We start from the raw sequence: 16,421 nt of genomic DNA on the forward strand, positions 1-16,421 counted from the left end.
GGCCGCCGACCGGGGTTTCCGGACGGCGGCCGTTCTGCTGGGCGCGTGCGGTCAGGCCTTGGCGGGCTTGGCGCAGGCGCCCGCGGCACACGCGGTGAGCCACTGGTCGAAGTCGGCGTCGTAGCGGGTGCCGATGCCGTCGTGATAGACGGCGTATCCGCCGGCCCAGTCACCGGCGCGGAATCGGGCGAGCATGCGCTGGACGTCGTCGGGGTGCTGCTCGGTCATGTACCGCACGGCGAGGTACCCCCACGGATAGGTGCGGGTCACGTCGCTGTTGCCGTAGGTGTTCTCGAACAGGGTGCTCAGCTTGTACGTGTGCTTGCCCGCCTCCTGGATCGCCTGGTCGTCGGCGATACCGCGGTAGCTGTACGACACGTACTCCGCCACGCCCTCGATCCACCACACGTCCGGCACGGTGGTCTCCTGGGCGAAGTCGCCCTTCATGTCGTCCCGGCCGTCGAGGAAGTGCGTGTACTCGTGGTTGAGGTTCCAGATCCGGGCCGTGAAACCGTCGTCGGAGGGCTTCTGGTACATGATCGACGTGACGTGGTTGGCCGGGTCGGACGGGTTGCCGTCCAGGGTCATGCCGCCGTTGTCGGTGTCGATGCCGTAGATCGCGCCGGCGTAGGTCTGGTAGTCGGCGCGACTGGCGAAGACCACGAGCTGGATGGTGGACACGTACTGGCCGGGTATCGCACCGTCGGCCTTGACCACCCCTCGGAAGTAGTCGCTCTGCTTCAGCACACTGGCGCAGACGGCGTCGAGGTCGGCGGCGGTGAGCGACTGGGCGAGCACGGTGACGTTCGTGTCGCACCGGTGGGTGACGGGCAGGACCGCCCGGGTGAGTTTGCCGGGCAGGTCGCAGACGTCGTAGTAGGCGCAGTCGGTGCTGTCGTAGGCGTTCGCCTGCGTGGCCACGGCGACCCAGAGCCCGGCCGTCGGGCCGGTCATCGCGGTCTGATCCAGCAGGTCCTTGGTCAAGGGCCGGGCGGTGTCCTGCAGTTCGGGGTGTTCGACGTAACGCGCCACGTTCATCCCGGCGTTGGAGTCCAGGAAGGCCAGGTCGGTGCCCAGCTGGTCGGTGTTGGCGAGGGCGAAGTCGTACAGGGTGTCGATGATGCCCGGGTCGGCCTCGACCGCCTTCACGTAGTCCGGGTTCCAGTTGCCGCGCCACAGGGGCGTGTAGACGTCGTTCACGGCGCTGATCATGCTGGGGATGGCATCGTAGGAGCTGTCGTAGTCGTTGAGCAGCCGCCGGTAGACGGACAGATAGCGGCCCTGCTGGTCGGCGCTGTCCGTGAGGATGACGGTCTCACCGAGGATGTCCCCGTTCACCGCCGTCACATCGCCCGAGTGGGCGCGGGCGAAGAAGGCGTCCAGACCGGCCGTGACGGCCGTGGTGAGGCGGGAGGTGTACGACCCCACGTCGCCGGAGTGGTTGAACTGCACGTAGTAACCGGCCCGCAGGAAGAGGACCAGTTGCTCGATGCCGCCGGTGTTGTCGCCCCGGTACTGCCCGGCCGCGCGCGTGTACGCGTTCGCGACGGTGAGCATCTGCGACTGCCGGAAGACGTCGTGCGCGTCCTTTCCGGTGACCGCGAAGAGGGTGTTGACGCAGTCCGTGGACGAGGCCTTCACGAAGGAGACCAGAGCGCTGCCGGTACGGCTGCCGAAGTCGGCCGGGGTGCAGGAGGCGGCCTTGGTCCCACCGTGCCGGGCGACTTCCATGCTACGGGTGAACATCGGTGCGTGGGGAGGGAGTTGGGCCGGACTGAGCCGCCGGGGCCGGCTGGCGTTCCGTTCGCCGGCGATGGTGGTCGCGCCGGTGGGCGACGGGGGCGCCGGGTGTGTCCGGGGTGCGACCGACGGGCCGGTGTGCGGCTGGGGGGCCGCCAGCGCCGGGGTGGCCAGCAGGCCGGCCACGGTCACACAGACGGCGACGGCGCCGGCCATGCGTCTGGGCAGCGCGAAGCGATAGCGCATCTGGATTCCTCCACGAAGGGATGCGCCTCGGTGGGGTGTTGAGGCGTGTGAGGCACTGTCTCAGTGGCCCGCCCGCCCCAACAATGCCGTGTGACATAGCACATGACACAGCCCGCACATAACATCGCGGTGCGCCTTTGAACGTGCCCGACCCTGCCGCTGGGTGCCGTCGTCGAATCCCCGCCGTCCGCCCGGAGGGAGGGCCGTGCGCCTGCCGCGATGTGGTGCCCCCGCACGAGCCTGTTCGAGCGTGGGGGAGGCTGATGTATGCCGTGGGTGCGTGCTGTGGCGGCGCGTGGGGGCACCTCCCACGCCCTTGAGGCAGTGGGGAGCGTGCACGGCGTCGCGGGGCTGGGGGCGCCTCCGGCCGAAGGCCGGGGGAGGGAGTGTGGCGTCAGGGCCTAGGCTCCGGCGGCACTCCAGGTGCGCGACGCCCACGCCCGCAGATGGGGGGCCTGGGCGACGAGATCGTGGTAGGCGGCCATGGCGGACTGGGACAGTGCCTCCACGACCTCGTCGGTGACGGTGTCGGGCCGCCAGGCCAGCACATACCGGCACCACAGCGGGGAACCCACCAGCGGTTTGACCACCACATGCGGGATCGGCCGCAGTGTCGGCTGCACGAGCGAGACCCCGAGACCGTCGGCGATCATGCTCTGCAGCTGTGTCTGGTCGCCGAGGAACTCGTGCACGGTGACCGGGGTGAACCCGGACGCCGCACAGGCGTCGTAGAACACCCCGGGCCAGCCGGCGCCGTCGTCCGGTGTCACGAACCACGCGTCCTCGGCCAGGTCGGCGAGCTGGACCTGGGCGCACTGGCGCAGCCGGTGCCGGGAGGGCAGGGCCACGAACGTCGGCTCGGTGACGATGCCGCGGTGCCGCACCGCGCCCGAGTGGCGCAGCTCCATGCCCGGGTAGTCGGCGGCGATGGCCGCGTCCACCGCGCCCTCCTCCAGCAGTTCCACGATCCGCGAGGACGCGTAGACGCTGGTGACGGCGAGGGACACCTCCGGCAGGCGGGTGCGGACCCGGGAGACCGTGCCGGACAGCATGGGCGAGTTGGTCGCCGCCACGCGCAGCGTACGGCGAACCGGCGCGGCCGCCGGGCGGTGGCCGATGGCGTCGGCGCGGGTCAGGACGTCGCGGGCCTGGGCGACGACCTCGACGCCGTAGCGGGTGGGCCGCACTCCGCTCGTGCCGCGCTCGAACAGCGGCTCGCCGAGGTGGCGCTCGATGCGGCGCAGCTGGGTGCTCACGGCGGGCTGCGAGTAGCCGAGCTGTGCCGCGGCGCGCCCCACACTGCCCGCGTCGGCGATCGCGCACAGCACCCGCAGGTGCCGCAGCTCCAGCTCCATCGCGCCACTCCCCGTCTCCGTCTTCGGCCGGCCCCGGGAGATCCGTCCGCCTCTCCCGGTAAAACCAGTGCTCACAGCCACCGCCGGCCGTGGTCGCGACCGGCGGACCGAAGCGTCGCACTGTGCCGCGCCCGGCACAAGTCACAGCTCCGCCGACCTCGGACCACGGCGCGCCAGAGCCGGACCGGCCCCTGGCACGCCCCTCCCTGAGCACCTTCGTGACGGCGTGGGACCGTCCGGGCCGCAGCTCCCGCCCGGCGCGCCGTACCGAGCCGAGCGTGCCGCCCCGGTCTCCACGCCCCCGCTCCGGTCAGTAAGCCCGCGCCACCACCGCCACGTTCCCCGGCTGGTCCTCGCTCTCCGGTACCGAACCGTCCGCGGCGATCAGGCACCGCACGGACACACCGCGCTCGGCGAGCTCTGCCTCGCCCTCAGGGCCCAGCGCGGACCAGGGGATGCGGGCCCAGCCTGTGGCGGCGGCCTCCGCGGCCTCCTCGCGCGTGGCCGCATCGACCGTGCGGTCCTCGCGGCGCCGGCGGGACTGCTCCAGCAGCAGCGCCTGGTCGTCCTCCAGCACCCCGGGCAGGAGCGCGGACAGCGCCTCGGCCGCGACCGGCTCCTTGGTGCCCGGGATGCGCCGGACCAGCACGGCGGTACCGTGCTCCAGGTCGCGGGGCCCCACCTCGATCCGTACGGGCACACCCTTCAGCTCCCAGTCGACGGCGCGCCGGCCGAACGGCACGTCCGTGCGGTCGTCCACGTGGACGCGCACGCCCGCCTCCCTCAGCCGGTCGCCGATCGCGCGGACGCGGGCCGGCACCTCCTCGTCGCCCTTGACGGCGAGGACCACCGCCTGGACCGGTGCCAGGCGGGGCGGGACGCGCAGCCCGGCGTCGTCGCCGTGCGTCATCACCAGCGCGCCGATCATGCGGGTGGTGGAGCCCCAGGAGGTCTGCCAGACGTACTCCTGGCGGCCGTCCTGCGTCACGAACCGCGTGCGGAAGGCCTTGGCGAAGTTCTGGCCCAGCTCGTGGCTGGTCACCATCTGGAGTGCCTTGCCGTCGCCCATCATGCTCTCGAGGGTGAGGGTGTCGACGGCTCCGGCGAACCGCTCCCTGGCCGTCTTGCGTCCGGAGACGAAGTCCATGGCGAGGACGTCACGCAGGAACGTGCCGTAGACCTCGCTCTGTACACGGGCCGCGAAGGCGCGTGCCTCCTCGTACGTGGCGTGCGCGGTGTGGCCCTCCTGCCACAGGAACTCGGTCGTGCGCAGGAACAGACGCGGGCGCAGCTCCCAACGCACCACGTTGGCCCACTGGTTGATCAGCAGGGGCAGATCGCGGTAGCTCTGCACCCACTTGGAGAAGTACTCGTTGACGATCGTCTCGGAGGTGGGGCGGACCACGACGGGCTCCTCCAGCTCCTTGCCACCGGCATGGGTGACGACCGCGAGCTCGGGCGCGAAGCCCTCGACGTGCTCGGCCTCCCTCGTCAGGTACGACTCCGGGATGAGCAGCGGGAAGTAGGCGTTCCGGGTGCCGGTCGCCTTGATCCGGGCGTCCATCTCCTGCTGCATCCGCTCCCACAGGCCGTACCCGTACGGTCGGATGACCATGGTGCCGCGCACCGGGCCGTTGTCGGCCAGTTCCGCCTTGGTGATCAGGTCCTGGTACCAGCGCGGGAAGTCGTCCGCCCGGGGCGTGAGAACGGGTGCCTTTGCCATGCCGAGCAGCGTATGTCCCGGTTCCTGCCGTCTGCGAGTCGATTTCGGCCCGCGTCCGCGCCCCCTCGCCGGCTGCTGACCGACCCCTTGACGCTCCCCCGCCCCGATGCAATTTTTTTATCGATACAAACGATCTCGGATGGGAGTACGTCCGTGCCCACCGCCACCGCGATCATCAACCTCGACATCGAGGGGCCGAGGATCAGCCGTCACCTGTACGGGCACTTCGCCGAGCACCTGGGGCGATGCGTCTACGGGGGGTTCTGGGTCGGTGAGGACTCCCCGATCCCGAACGAGGGCGGCATCCGCCTGGACGTCGTCGAGGCGCTGCGCGCCCTGCACATCCCCAACCTGCGCTGGCCGGGCGGCTGTTTCGCCGACGAGTACCACTGGAAGGACGGCATCGGCCCGCGCGAGGAGCGCCCCCGGATGGTCAACACGCACTGGGGCGGCGTGGAGGAGAACAACCACTTCGGCACCCACGAGTTCATGGCGCTGTGCGAACTGCTCGGCGCGGAGCCGTACATCAGCGGCAACGTGGGCAGCGGCACGGTCCGCGAGATGAGCGAGTGGGTCGAGTACCTCACCCGGGCGGGCGACAGCCCGATGGTGCGGCTGCGCAGGGAGAACGGGCGTGCGCAGCCGTGGCGGGTGCGGTTCTGGGGCATCGGCAACGAGACCTGGGGCTGTGGTGGCAACATGCGCGCCGAGTACTTCGCGGACCTCGCCCGCCAGTACGCGACGTACTGCCGCGACCACGGCGACAACAAGCTGTACCGGATCGCCTCGGGCGCCTCCGACGACGACTACGAGTGGACCGAGACGCTGATGCGGCAGATCAACTGCTTCGGCTGCGAGGCCACCCCGCGCACCTACTACCAGGCCCTGTCCGTCCACCACTACACCCTGGCCGGGCCCTGGGACGCCAAGGGCAGCGCCACGGTCTTCGGCACCGAGGACCACTACCGCACGATGGTCTCGGCCCGGCGAGTCGACCGCATCCTGACCGGTCACTCCGCCGTCATGGACTGCTACGACCCGAAGCGCACCGTCGGGCTGGTGCTGGACGAGTGGGGCACCTGGTGGGACGTGGAGCCGGGCACGAACCCCGGTTTTCTGTTCCAGCAGAACACCCTGCGCGACGCGCTCGTGGCGAGCACCCACTTCGACATCTTCCACCGGCACGTGGCCCGCCTGGTCATGGCCAACATCGCGCAGACCGTCAACGTCCTGCAGGCCATGCTGCTCACCGACGGGGACGCGCTGGTGCTGACGCCGACGTACCACGTCTTCGAGATGAACAAGGGCCACCAGGACGCCACTTCGCTCCCCGTGCATCTGCGCGCGGACGGCGCGCGGCGCCGGGTCGGGGAGACCGAACTGGAGACGGTGTCCGTGTCGGCCAGCGTCAAGGACGGCGCGCTCCTGGTCTCGCTGAGCAACCTGGACGCCGGGGAGGCCGCCGAGGTGACCCTGGACCTGCGCGGCGGCCGGATCGGCGAGGCACGGGCGCGGATCCTCACCGCGGACAAGCTCCAGGCGCACAACACCCCGCAGACACCCGAGGCGGTGGCCCCGCGCGCCTTCGACGGCGACGGCGTCCGGGTCACGGACCGGGGACTGGCGCTGATCGTGCCGCCGCACTCCTTCGTGACCGTCCGGGCGCCCATGACGGCGGCGGGCTGAGAGGAGACGATCATGGACCGGCCCCTTCCCGACCGGCGGCGGTGTCCTCCGATGGGCTGGAACAGCTGGGACTGCTACGGCACGACCGTCACCGAGGAGGAGGTGCTCGCCAACGCGCAGTTCATGGCCGACCACCTGCTCCCCCACGGCTGGGACACGGTGGTGGTGGACATCCAGTGGTACGAGCCCACCGCCCGCGCCCACGGCTACAACGCGGACGCACCGCTGGTCCTGGACGCGTACGGCCGCCAGCTCCCGGCACCGAACCGGTTCCCCTCCACCGCCGACGGCGGCGGCTTCGCACCGCTGGCCCGGCGGGTGCACGACCTCGGGCTGCGCTTCGGCCTGCACATCATGCGCGGGATCCCGCGCCGGGCCGTCGACGCCCGACTCCCGGTCCTCGGTACGGACTTCACCGCCGACGAGATCGCCGACACCGGCTCGGTGTGCCCCTGGAACTCCGACAACCAGGGCCTGAACCACGACCACCCGGGTGCCCAGGCCTACTACGACTCCCAGGTCGCCCAGTTCGCGGCCTGGGGCGTGGACTTCATCAAGGCCGACGACATGCTCTTCCCCTACCACGAGCGGGAGATCGCCGCCTACGCGCGGGCGATCGAGCGCAGCGGCCGCCCGATCCGGCTGAGCCTGTCCCCCGGCACGGACGTGTCCCTGGCCCGGCTGGACCATCTGCGCGAGCACGCCACGATGTGGCGGGTCTGCGACGACCTGTGGGACAGATGGGAGGACGTCGAGGCCCAGTTCGCCAGGATGGCGCGCTGGGCACCCTGGCAGGGCGAGGGCGGCTGGGCGGACGCCGACATGCTGCCGCTCGGCCGCCTCGGCATCCGCGCCGAACGCGGTGCGGACCGGCTGTCCCGGCTCACCCGGGCCGAGCAGATCAGTCTGCTCACCCTGTGGCTGATCTCCCGCTCCCCGCTGATGATGGGCGGCGACCTGCCGACCAGCCCGCCGGAGACCATCGAACTCCTCACCAACGACGAGGCGTTGGCCGTCCTGTGGCACAGCACCGGCAACCGCGAGGTGCTGCGCGAGGGCGGCCTGGTGCTGTGGACCGCCCGCGACACCGACGGCCGTACCCGTTACGCCGCCGTGTTCTCCCTGGCCGGCCGGCCCCGCCGGTTCGAGGTGCCGCTCGGCTCGATCGGTGCCCGCCCCGCCGATCGCGTCCGTGAGCTGTGGACCCGTGCCGGCGTGGCGCACGACGGCCGGCACCTGGTGGTCGACCTGCCTGCCCATGGCGCCGCGCTCTATCGTCTGGCGCAGGACGGCGTGCGTCCTTCCTCGGAGGACACCGGGCAGGAGTGAGCGTGGCGACGATCCAGGACGTGGCGAAGGCGGCCGGCGTGTCGGCGATGACCGTCTCCAACGTCATCAACGACCACCCCAACGTCCGTCCTGCCACCCGCGAGCGCGTCCTCGCGGCGATGGCCCGGCTCGACTACCGGGTGAACGTGGCGGCCCGCAACCTCCGCAAGGGCCGGACCGGCACCATCGGTCTCGCGGTGCCCGAGGTGAACCGGCCGTACTACGGCCGGCTGGCCGAGGCCGTCATCGCCGCGGCCGGCCGGCGCGGGCTGCGGGTGAGCATCGAGCAGACCGGTGCCCGCCGGGAGAACGAGCTGGCCGCGCTGGCCCAGTCCCGCAACCGGCTCTACGACGGGCTGCTCCTCAGCACCGTCGGCATGGGGCCGGCCGACGTCGAGGCGCTGAGGGTGGACCACCCGGTGGTGATCCTCGGCGAGCGGACCTTCGGCGGGCCCGTGGACCATGTCGCCATGCCCAACGTCGAGGCGTCGGCGGCCGCCACCGGGCATCTGATCGAGCGGGGCTGCCGGCGCGTGGCCGTGGTGTGCGGGGAACGGCGGGACGAGGTCGACGTGTCGAGCCTGCGGCACACCGGCTACCGGCAGGCGCTGGCCGCCGCCGGTCTGCCCGAGGATCCGGAGCTGGTGCGGAGCGTGCCCGCACTCACCATGGAGGCCGGGGCCCGGCAGGCTCGGGCGATGGTGGCGGGCGGGCTGGACTTCGACGGCGTGTTCTGTGTGACGGACACCGTGGCGATGGGCGTGCTGCGCGGTCTGGCGGACGCGGGGGTGCGGGTGCCGGAGCGGGTCAAGGTGATCGGTTTCGACAACGTCGACGAGAGCGCGTTCCTCATCCCGTCGCTGTCCACCGTGGATCCGGATCACGAGCTGATGGCGGAGCGGGCCGTCGCCCTGCTCGTCGCGCGGCTGGGCAGCGCGGGCCCGCCGGCGGACCAGCAGGAGTTCGTCGCCCCCTTCTCCCTGGTCCTGCGCGAGTCGACCACCTGATTTGCCTAAAGCCTTTAGGCAGTCCCATAATCAATTTGGCAGATGGGAGATTGATTATGGTTCGCGCGGGGCTGACGACCGAGCGCCTGGTCCGTGCCGGTGCGGACCTGGCCGACGAGGTCGGCTTCGACCAGGTGACCGTATCGGCGCTGGCCCGGCGGTTCGACGTCAAGGTCGCGAGCCTGTACTCGCATCTGAAGAACTCCCAGGACCTGAAGACACGGATCGCGCTTCTCGCGCTGGAGGAGCTGGCCGACCGCGCCGCCGACGCGCTGGCCGGCCGGTCCGGCAAGGACGCCCTCGTCGCCTTCGCGGACGTGTACCGCGACTACGCGCGCCGGCACCCCGGCCGCTACGCGGCGGCCCGGCACAGGCTGGACCCCGAGACGGCTGCCGCGAGTGCCGGCCCCCGGCACGCGCAGCTGACCCGGGCGATCCTGCGCGGCTACGACCTCGCCGAGCCCGACCAGACCCATGCGGTCCGCCTCCTCGGCAGCGTCTTCCACGGATACGTCAGCCTGGAGACGGCCGGCGGATTCAGCCACAGCGCCCCCGACTCGCAGGAGTCATGGACCCGGATCCTCGACGCCCTCGATTCCCTGCTGCGCAACTGGCCCACCCCCTGAGCTCGTACGACGTCTTCGAAACGCAGGCCGACACCATGCACACCACCCCGCTCACCGCCGCACTCGTGCGCGGCGCCCTCGATCTGGAACGCACCGCCCACGGACTGCTGCCGCACCGGCTGCCGGCCCGCGCCCGCGCGCAGTGCGCCGATCCTCAGCTGGCCATGGCCGAGTCCCAGCCCTCCGGTGTCCGGCTGGTCTTCCGTACGCGCGCGACCACTGTCGAGCTGGACACCCTGCCGACCAAGCGGATCCACGTCGGCGCACCGCCGCGCCCGGACGGCGTGTACGAGCTGCTCGTCGACGGACGTCCGGCCGGCAGCGGCCGGATCGCCGGCGGCAACACGCTCGCCATCGACATGAGCGCCGGTACGGCCGAGCTCCGGCCGGGCCCGGTCGGCACCGTCCGCTTCTCCGGGCTGCCCGGCACCGCCAAGGTCGTGGAGATCTGGCTGCCGCACAACGAGACGACCGAACTCGTCGCCCTGCGCACCGACGCACCCGTGGCAGCCGTTCCGCACCAGGGCCGCAAGGTGTGGCTGCACCACGGCAGTTCCATCAGCCACGGTTCGGACGCGGCGGGCCCGACCACCACCTGGCCGGCGCTCGCCGCGTCTCTCGGCGGCGTGGAGCTGATCAATCTCGGGCTGGGCGGCAGCGCCCTGCTCGACCCGTTCACCGCGCGCACCCTGCGCGACACCCCGGCCGACCTGATCAGCGTCAAGCTCGGCATCAACGTGGTGAACGCCGATCTGATGCGCCGGCGCGCGTTCGGGCCGGCCGTCCACGGGTTCCTCGACACCATCCGCGAGGGGCACCCCGACACGCCGCTGCTCGTCGTCTCGCCGATCCTGTGCCCCATCCATGAGGACACGCCGGGCCCCAGCCTTCCGGACCTCTCCGCCCTGAGCGAGGGACGGCTCCGGTTCCGGGCAGCCGGGCACCCGGCGGAGACGGCGAGCGGGAAGCTCACCCTGGGAGTCATCCGGGAGGAGCTGGCCCGGATCGTGCGCGAGCGGTCGGCACGGGACCCGCGCCTGCACCACCTCGACGGCCGTGAACTGTACGGCGAGGCCGACTTCGGCGAACTGCCGCTGCCCGACGAGCTGCACCCGGACGCCGCCGCGCACCGCCGGATCGGCGAACGGTTCGCGGCGCTGGCGTTCGCGCCGAAGGGCCCCTTCGCCGACGGCGTCGGCTGATCCGCACGGTCCGGCTCACACCAGGTGGGCGAAGACCACGAGGTTGTCGGTGTAGTCCTTCGCGTCGTGGTCGTACTCCCCCGCACAGGTGATCAGCCGCACCTCGGGGCGCTTGGCGTCGGCGTAGACCCGGTCGCTGGGGAAGTCGTCCTTGGCGAAGGTCTCCTTGTCGTCCACGACGAACTCGGCGTCGCGTCCGTCGGCGCGTTCCACGGTGAAGCGGTCGCCGGCCTGCAGTTCGCTCAGGTTGGCGAAGACGGCCGCGGAGGTCTTCGTGTCGACGTGCCCGGCGATGATCGCGGTGCCCTTCTCGCCGGGCGAGGCGCCCTTGGCGTACCAGCCGACGAGGTTGGTGTCGGCCGCCGGCGGCGGCTGGAGCTGTCCCGAGTCGCCGATGGTCAGGGTGGTGAAGGGAGCGTCCACGGCGATCTTCGGGATGAGCAGCCGGGTCGGCGTGGACCTGGGCAGCTCCGTGCCGGCCTGCTGCGGGTCGGCCTGTTTCGGATCGCTCCGCTGTGGGTCGGTCAGCTGTGGGTCGGTCTGCTGCGGATCGGTCACCTGCGGATCGGCCTGGTGGGCGGTGGCGCTCGCGCCCGCGGCACGGGACGCCTGTGCGGAGCCGTCCGAGGTGTGGTGGCCGCCGAACACGCTGACGGCGATGACGACGATCGCCACGCCCCACAGCGTCAGCCGCCGCCCGCCACGGCCGGAACTCCGCCCGTCCGCCTGCGGGTCCGCGGAAGTCGGGGAGAGGGGATCTGCTGCCATCGGACACCACCTCACTCGGGCACGGCAGCACAGGAATCTGGACAAGGGCGCCGGAACGGGCACGGCGCGCGGGAAGGGACGTACAGGGGCGCCTGCGCACGGGGACCGTGTGCGCACGGACGGAGGGGAGGGCCACAGGTGCGGGCCGCCGACACGGTGCGGGCGTCGGCGGCGGCCGCAGCCTCTGGAAGGAGTCGTTCGGTCAGGACGCCTGCTGTCCGGCCTTCTTGCGCCGCAGCATGTACATGCCGCCTGCGCCTACGGCCAGCACGGCGAGGCCGCCCGCGGTGACGCCCGGAGTGGCGAGAGCGCCACCGCCGGTGTGCATGCCACCGCGCGGCCTCTCGTGCTCGCCCCGCTCGTCGTGGTCCCGGCCGCCGTCCCGACCTCCGTCCCGGCCGCCCTCGTCGCGACCCGAGCCCCAGTCGTCACCGCGCGCAGCGGCGAGCGCACCGCCACCCGCGTGGACACCGCCGTGCGGCCCCTCGTGTCCCCGGCCCTTGTCGTGGCCTCCTCGGCCCTTGTCGTGACCGCCCCGACCCTGGTCGTGGTCGCCGCGGCCCTGGTCGTCGTCCCGGCCCCGGTCGTCATCGCGGCCGTGGTCGTCGTCCCGGCCCTGGCCCTCGTCCCGGCCGTGGTCGTCGTCTTCGCCCCGGTCGTCGCCGCGGCCGTCACCTCGTACCGCGGCCAGCGCTCCGCCACCCGTGTGGATTCCGCCGCGCGGCCCGTCGTGTCCGCGGCCCTTGTCGTGGTTGTCGCCGTGATCATTGTCGTGGTCGCGGCCGGAGTCGTGGTCACGACCGTGGTCCTGGCTGTATGAGGAGTCGTCGCGGCCTCCGTCGTCACCCGCGGGTACGGCGAAGGCGGCACTGGGCGCGCCGAAGGTCAGTGCGGCGGTGGCTGCCGCCGTGGCCAGAAGCATGCGGGCAGAACGCATATCTGTGTCCTTCCGTCGCGGCCGGGCAGCGGATCCCTCATCAGCTGGACAGACCCGGCCTCGACATGAACCACCGTCAGTGAATGCGCAAGCTCCCACCATCCGAGCCACCCAGCCGGGTCATTGCGCCACCCGTCTGTCCCAGCGATCCCGCCTCCGCGGCCCCTCGTCCGGGCGAATCACCCGGCGTCGCGCCGCTCTCGGACGGCCGAGCGCCGCACGCCCCGCGCACGCCGAAGCGTCGGCTCGTCGGCCGTCCCGTTCGGCCGGAGGAACCAGCGCGCCGCCTCCACGGGCAGGATCAGCCGAACGGGCGCGAGACCGGCCGCCGGATCACCCGCACGGACGTCCCCGAAGCCGAGCACAACCGGACAGGAGCGCCGTACGGCCAACTCCTCACCCGCCCCGCGCAGTCGACCGCCTCAGCCGTCCGCCGGAACGCCGTACTTCGCCGAGGCCGGGCGGTGCGCGGAGTGCGCTCATCCGGCCCCGTGGCGTCCGGCACTACGGTGGTGTGCCCGGCCGCAGAGGTTGCGCGGCTGCCTCCCCGCCGTGACGGCCGTACACCCACTCCTTGTTATGACCGGTGTCATAACGCAGTCTGGTGCGGACAGTACGCGGCAGCTCGACCTGACGGAGGAAGCGGTGGCGGACGCGATGGCGCGGGCCCTGTGGGAGCGGTACGAACCGGTGCACGATCTCGTGTACTTCGCACCGGAGGTGTACAGCGCGGCGGACGCGCTCGGGATGCGCGGATTCTGGATGGGGTACTTCGCGCTGCGCGCCGCACCGCTCGGCGCGGTCGCCCCGGCCGTGGTGACGAGCTGTTTCTACGTCTTCCACCCCGCCCGCGTGGCCCGGGCCCTGCCGGACGCCTGGGCGTACGCGGCCCCCGCCGATGTGCTTGCCGCCCGCCAGGACGCCCTCGACGCGGCCATGACCGCACTGTTCGGACCGGACACCGTCGGCTCGGCCGAGTTCGCCGAGGCCGCCGACCTCGCCTGGGAGGCGGCTGCGGCGGCGGACACCGCGGGCCGCGTGCTGGCGGCGGCCAACCAGGCGCTGGAGCGCCCGGACCGCCCGACCGCGCGGCTGTGGCAGGGGCTGACGACCCTGCGCGAGCACCGGGGCGACGCGCACGTGGCGGTGCTGGTGAGTCAGGGAATCGGGCCGGTCGAGGCCATGGTGCTCAAGGCTGCCGCCGGCGAGTCCGACGGGGTGTTCCTGCGGGAGACGCGCAGGTGGGGGCAGGCCGACTGGGAGGCGGCCGGGGCACGCCTGCGTGAGCGGTGCCTGCTCGGGGCCGACGGGGCGCTCACTCCGGCCGGCGCGGCCGTGCGCGCGGAGGTGGAGGCGCTGACGGACGCGGCGGCCGAACAGCCCTGGACCGCCCTCGGCGCCGACCGCACCGCACGCCTGGCCGGCCTGCTGGATCCCCTGGCCCACATGGTCGAGACCTCGGGCCTGCTGCCGCCGGGCAATCCGGTGGGGCTGACCCGCAGCGCGTACCCGGCCGACCACTGACCCAGTCCCGGACCGCCCGCCGGGGATCTCCCAGAGGGCGGCACCGGGTCGCCCACCGCCCACCCACCGGCCGAGCCCGCCGTCAACCGGAGCCGAGAGCGGGCCATCGCCGTCCGCCCCGCTGATCTCCGCTGGACCCGCCGGTGACCCCTCCCGGGATGCCGGGGCGGGGCGCCGGGTGGGCGGTGGGTGGTGTGGTTACCAGGTCACCGGCAGCCGCTCGGGGATTCGCTTCATGAAGCCCGTGCGCCACACCAGTTGGCCGGAGGGTACGGCGAGCGCGAGGTCCGGCAGGCGGTCGAGGAGGACCTCGATGGCGATCCGGGCGTGCGCGCGGCCGAGCGCGGTCGCGGGGCAGTAGTGGGCGCCGCCCCCGAAGGAGAGGTGGTCGGCGGTGTTGTCGCGGTGGACGTCGAAGCGGTGCGGGTCGGGGAACTTCTCCGGGTCCAGATTGGCGCCCTCGACCAGGACCAGGACCAGTTCGCCCGCCCGTACGTCGACGTCGCCCAGCCGGACGTCCTCCAGGGCGAGGCGGGGCAGGGCGTCGCCGATGGAGAGGTTGACCCTCAGCAACTCCTCCACGCCGGGGCCGATCAGGTCCGGGCGGTCGCGCAGGAGGTCACGGGCGATGGGGTGGGTGAGCAGGTAGACCAGGGCCATCGCGAGGAAGCCGGAGGTGGAGATCACGCCGGCGCCGAACATGGTGACCCCGACGGTGGCCAGCATCTCGTCGCTGAGGTGGGCGTACTCGGGGTCGTCGCGCAGCGCGGCGAGTTCGCCCATCAGGCCGTGCGTCGCCGGGTCGTCCAGCAGGGCCGTCATCCGGGCGATGTCCCGGTCCCAGTTGATCTTCGCGCCGGTGATCGGGCACGGCGAGTTCATGAAGGCGATGTCGAGGCTGCGCAGAAAGGCCGGGGCCTCGGTCTGCGGGATGCCGAGGATCCGGCAGTGCATGCCCGCCGAGTACGGCTCGCAGAACACGCCGCGCAGGTCGGCCGTCGGGCCGTCGGCCGCCATCCGGTCCACCAGGCGGTGCGCCTCCCCGCGCAGCCACTCCGTCAGGCCCGGCGACTTCGGGTTCAGTGCCTTCAGCACCGCCCGGCGCAGCCCGGCCCCGGTGATGTTGCCCATGTTGTTCACGACCTCGGGCGGGATCGTGAGCGCGTACTGCCGCGGGACTCCGGGGGCGGAGGTGTCCTTCAGGGAGAAGCGGTCGTCCTTCAGGACCTGCGCGCACAGCTCGTACGACGACACCAGCCAGGCCTCGTCGCCGGCGATGGTCCGCACACGCCGTACCGGGGTGGTGGCGCGCAGGTCCGCCACCTCGGCGGGAACCTGGGTGCCGTCCCAGGAGAACGGGAAGTCGAGCAGGGGCGGGTGGTCGGCGCGGGCGCCGGGGGCGGTGGTCATGCGGCGGTTCCTTCGAGGGCGGCAGGGGTGACGATGGCGTGGCCCTGGTTGCGGGAGGCGCGCAGGCCGGCGCCACGGGAGTACAACAGCTCGGCCATGGGCAGCAGTTGGTGGTAGCAGTTCAGCGAGGAGGGCACCTTGAGGATGGCGGGGGTGTCCAGGAACAGCGGTGCCTCGGCGCACACGTACTCCAGGCACACCGCCCGCTGCTGCTCGGTCGGCGTCTCGCCCCGTGCACTGAGGAAACGATTCACCAGGGCGTCGCAGACGGCCCGGAAGGCTCCGTCGGAGGCCAGGCGCGCCTTGAGCTGACGGTGGATGTCCTGGTAGGCGGGATTGGTGCGGAACTCGGACATCGGGTGCCAGTCCATCCGCAGGCCCTCCGGATCGGCCGCCGACGCCGCGTCACGGACCTTGGCGCGCACACCGCGCAGGTTCTTGACCGCCTTGCGCCGGGCCTCGTCCGGTGGATAGCCGGATGCCTCATACATCTCGGCGACGTACAGGTCGGTGTAGACGAAGTCGACCCTGTCGAAGTGGTCCAGTCCCCAGCGGGCGAGGTCGTGCAGGCGGCGGGCGGAGAAATAGCTGTTGCCCGGGGACACACCGATCACGGCGTGTGCGCCCTCGCCGAGGATGACCTCGCAGTGGGAGGTGTAGGGCTGGACTTCGAAGACGTCGGCCATCAGCACGGATGCTGTGGTCAAAGGGGAAATCCTCCGCCGCGCGCTAGTCCCGGCAGGGCCCTGTGCCCCTGGTGTGGCGACGCGGCGCCCTCACGCTAGCGGTACGGATTCAGCACGGGTAGTGACCGCCTGGGTTTGGCTGAAAACAGTCGTATCAACGGTCGAAGTCGCCTACCGCGGAC

14 protein-coding genes are annotated in these 16,421 nt (G+C 72.0%); 7 read left to right on the forward strand and 7 right to left on the reverse strand.

Translation table 11 applies throughout. From position 1 onward, the window contains the following. Nucleotides 1–51 precede the first annotated feature (51 nt). The 3 genes from ACFYZB_RS32420 to proS form a co-directional block, all read right to left on the reverse strand. Entirely contained in the window at nt 52–1,986 is a 1,935-nt protein-coding gene (locus ACFYZB_RS32420; RefSeq protein ID WP_388764601.1) for a collagenase, read from the reverse strand. A gap of 401 nt (nt 1,987–2,387) precedes the next feature. Further along, entirely contained in the window at nt 2,388–3,341 is a 954-nt protein-coding gene (locus ACFYZB_RS32425) for a LysR family transcriptional regulator (RefSeq protein ID WP_351210016.1), read from the reverse strand. A 310-nt stretch (nt 3,342–3,651) separates the two neighbouring features. Beyond that, nucleotides 3,652–5,064 (reverse strand): proline--tRNA ligase, encoded by a 1,413-nt coding sequence (proS, locus tag ACFYZB_RS32430; protein WP_388764604.1) that lies wholly within the window; start codon nt 5,062–5,064, stop codon nt 3,652–3,654. 153 nt (nt 5,065–5,217) lie between these two features. Here proS and ACFYZB_RS32435 point away from each other — a divergent pair, with 153 nt between their 5' ends. The 5 genes from ACFYZB_RS32435 to ACFYZB_RS32455 are packed head-to-tail and all read left to right on the forward strand — an operon-like array spanning nt 5,218 to nt 10,914. Beyond that, nucleotides 5,218–6,750 carry an alpha-N-arabinofuranosidase gene (locus ACFYZB_RS32435; RefSeq protein WP_388764606.1) on the forward strand — a complete coding sequence of 511 codons (1,533 nt, stop codon included), beginning with the start codon at nt 5,218–5,220 and terminating at the stop codon, nt 6,748–6,750. A 12-nt stretch (nt 6,751–6,762) separates the two neighbouring features. After that, nucleotides 6,763–8,079 (forward strand): glycoside hydrolase family 27 protein, encoded by a 1,317-nt coding sequence (locus tag ACFYZB_RS32440; protein WP_388764608.1) that lies wholly within the window; start codon nt 6,763–6,765, stop codon nt 8,077–8,079. A gap of 2 nt (nt 8,080–8,081) precedes the next feature. After that, nucleotides 8,082–9,086, forward strand: a complete 1,005-nt coding sequence (locus ACFYZB_RS32445) for a LacI family DNA-binding transcriptional regulator (RefSeq protein WP_388764609.1) — start codon at nt 8,082–8,084, stop codon at nt 9,084–9,086. A gap of 56 nt (nt 9,087–9,142) precedes the next feature. Next, the gene (locus ACFYZB_RS32450; protein ID WP_388764611.1) at nt 9,143–9,712 is read left to right on the forward strand and encodes a TetR/AcrR family transcriptional regulator; all 570 of its coding nucleotides are present in this window, start codon (nt 9,143–9,145) and stop codon (nt 9,710–9,712) included. 35 nt (nt 9,713–9,747) lie between these two features. Beyond that, nucleotides 9,748–10,914 (forward strand): GDSL-type esterase/lipase family protein, encoded by a 1,167-nt coding sequence (locus tag ACFYZB_RS32455; RefSeq protein WP_388764613.1) that lies wholly within the window; start codon nt 9,748–9,750, stop codon nt 10,912–10,914. A gap of 15 nt (nt 10,915–10,929) precedes the next feature. On the opposite strand, the gene ACFYZB_RS32460 is transcribed toward ACFYZB_RS32455, so the two are convergent. Together ACFYZB_RS32460 and ACFYZB_RS32465 are read right to left on the reverse strand one after the other, a co-directional pair. Further along, complete coding sequence (locus tag ACFYZB_RS32460; RefSeq protein WP_388764614.1) at nt 10,930–11,682, reverse strand: class F sortase; 753 nt, start codon at nt 11,680–11,682, stop codon at nt 10,930–10,932. 202 nt (nt 11,683–11,884) lie between these two features. Continuing rightward, a complete protein-coding gene (locus ACFYZB_RS32465; RefSeq protein ID WP_351210000.1) occupies nt 11,885–12,010 on the reverse strand; it encodes a hypothetical protein in 126 nt (41 codons plus the stop codon). Here ACFYZB_RS32465 and ACFYZB_RS32470 point away from each other — a divergent pair. Both ACFYZB_RS32470 and ACFYZB_RS32475 read left to right on the forward strand, forming a co-directional pair. After that, nucleotides 12,005–12,502, forward strand: coding sequence for a hypothetical protein (locus tag ACFYZB_RS32470; protein WP_388764617.1), 498 nt, complete (start codon nt 12,005–12,007; stop codon nt 12,500–12,502). The two genes, ACFYZB_RS32465 and ACFYZB_RS32470, sit on opposite strands and share 6 nt — an antisense overlap. Nucleotides 12,503–13,198: 696 nt before the next feature. After that, entirely contained in the window at nt 13,199–14,143 is a 945-nt protein-coding gene (locus ACFYZB_RS32475) for a hypothetical protein (RefSeq protein WP_388764618.1), read from the forward strand. A gap of 198 nt (nt 14,144–14,341) precedes the next feature. Here ACFYZB_RS32475 and ACFYZB_RS32480 read toward each other — a convergent pair whose 3' ends face one another. Then, a complete protein-coding gene (locus tag ACFYZB_RS32480) occupies nt 14,342–15,553 on the reverse strand; it encodes a cytochrome P450 (RefSeq protein ID WP_388764620.1) in 1,212 nt (403 codons plus the stop codon). Next, the gene (locus ACFYZB_RS32485) at nt 15,550–16,260 is read right to left on the reverse strand and encodes a tRNA-dependent cyclodipeptide synthase (protein WP_388764621.1); all 711 of its coding nucleotides are present in this window, start codon (nt 16,258–16,260) and stop codon (nt 15,550–15,552) included. The genes ACFYZB_RS32480 and ACFYZB_RS32485 overlap by 4 nt, the downstream gene beginning before the upstream one ends. Nucleotides 16,261–16,421 lie beyond the last annotated feature (161 nt).

This window comes from Streptomyces sp. NPDC001852 (assembly GCF_042891825.1).
Classification (GTDB): domain Bacteria; phylum Actinomycetota; class Actinomycetes; order Streptomycetales; family Streptomycetaceae; genus Streptomyces.

Excerpts from the sequence above, each read along its gene's own strand:
- ACFYZB_RS32420 (WP_388764601.1), bottom strand. The coding sequence starts at position 1,986 with ATGCGCTATCGCTTCGCGCTGCCCAGACGCATGGCCGGCGCCGTCGCC.
- ACFYZB_RS32425 (WP_351210016.1), bottom strand. The coding sequence starts at position 3,341 with ATGGAGCTGGAGCTGCGGCACCTGCGGGTGCTGTGCGCGATCGCCGAC.
- proS (WP_388764604.1), bottom strand. The coding sequence starts at position 5,064 with ATGGCAAAGGCACCCGTTCTCACGCCCCGGGCGGACGACTTCCCGCGC.
- ACFYZB_RS32440 (WP_388764608.1), top strand. The coding sequence starts at position 6,763 with ATGGACCGGCCCCTTCCCGACCGGCGGCGGTGTCCTCCGATGGGCTGG.
- ACFYZB_RS32450 (WP_388764611.1), top strand. The coding sequence starts at position 9,143 with ATGGTTCGCGCGGGGCTGACGACCGAGCGCCTGGTCCGTGCCGGTGCG.
- ACFYZB_RS32455 (WP_388764613.1), top strand. The coding sequence starts at position 9,748 with ATGCACACCACCCCGCTCACCGCCGCACTCGTGCGCGGCGCCCTCGAT.
- ACFYZB_RS32460 (WP_388764614.1), bottom strand. The coding sequence starts at position 11,682 with ATGGCAGCAGATCCCCTCTCCCCGACTTCCGCGGACCCGCAGGCGGAC.
- ACFYZB_RS32465 (WP_351210000.1), bottom strand. The coding sequence starts at position 12,010 with ATGCACACCGGCGGTGGCGCTCTCGCCACTCCGGGCGTCACCGCGGGC.
- ACFYZB_RS32475 (WP_388764618.1), top strand. The coding sequence starts at position 13,199 with ATGACCGGTGTCATAACGCAGTCTGGTGCGGACAGTACGCGGCAGCTC.
- ACFYZB_RS32480 (WP_388764620.1), bottom strand. The coding sequence starts at position 15,553 with ATGACCACCGCCCCCGGCGCCCGCGCCGACCACCCGCCCCTGCTCGAC.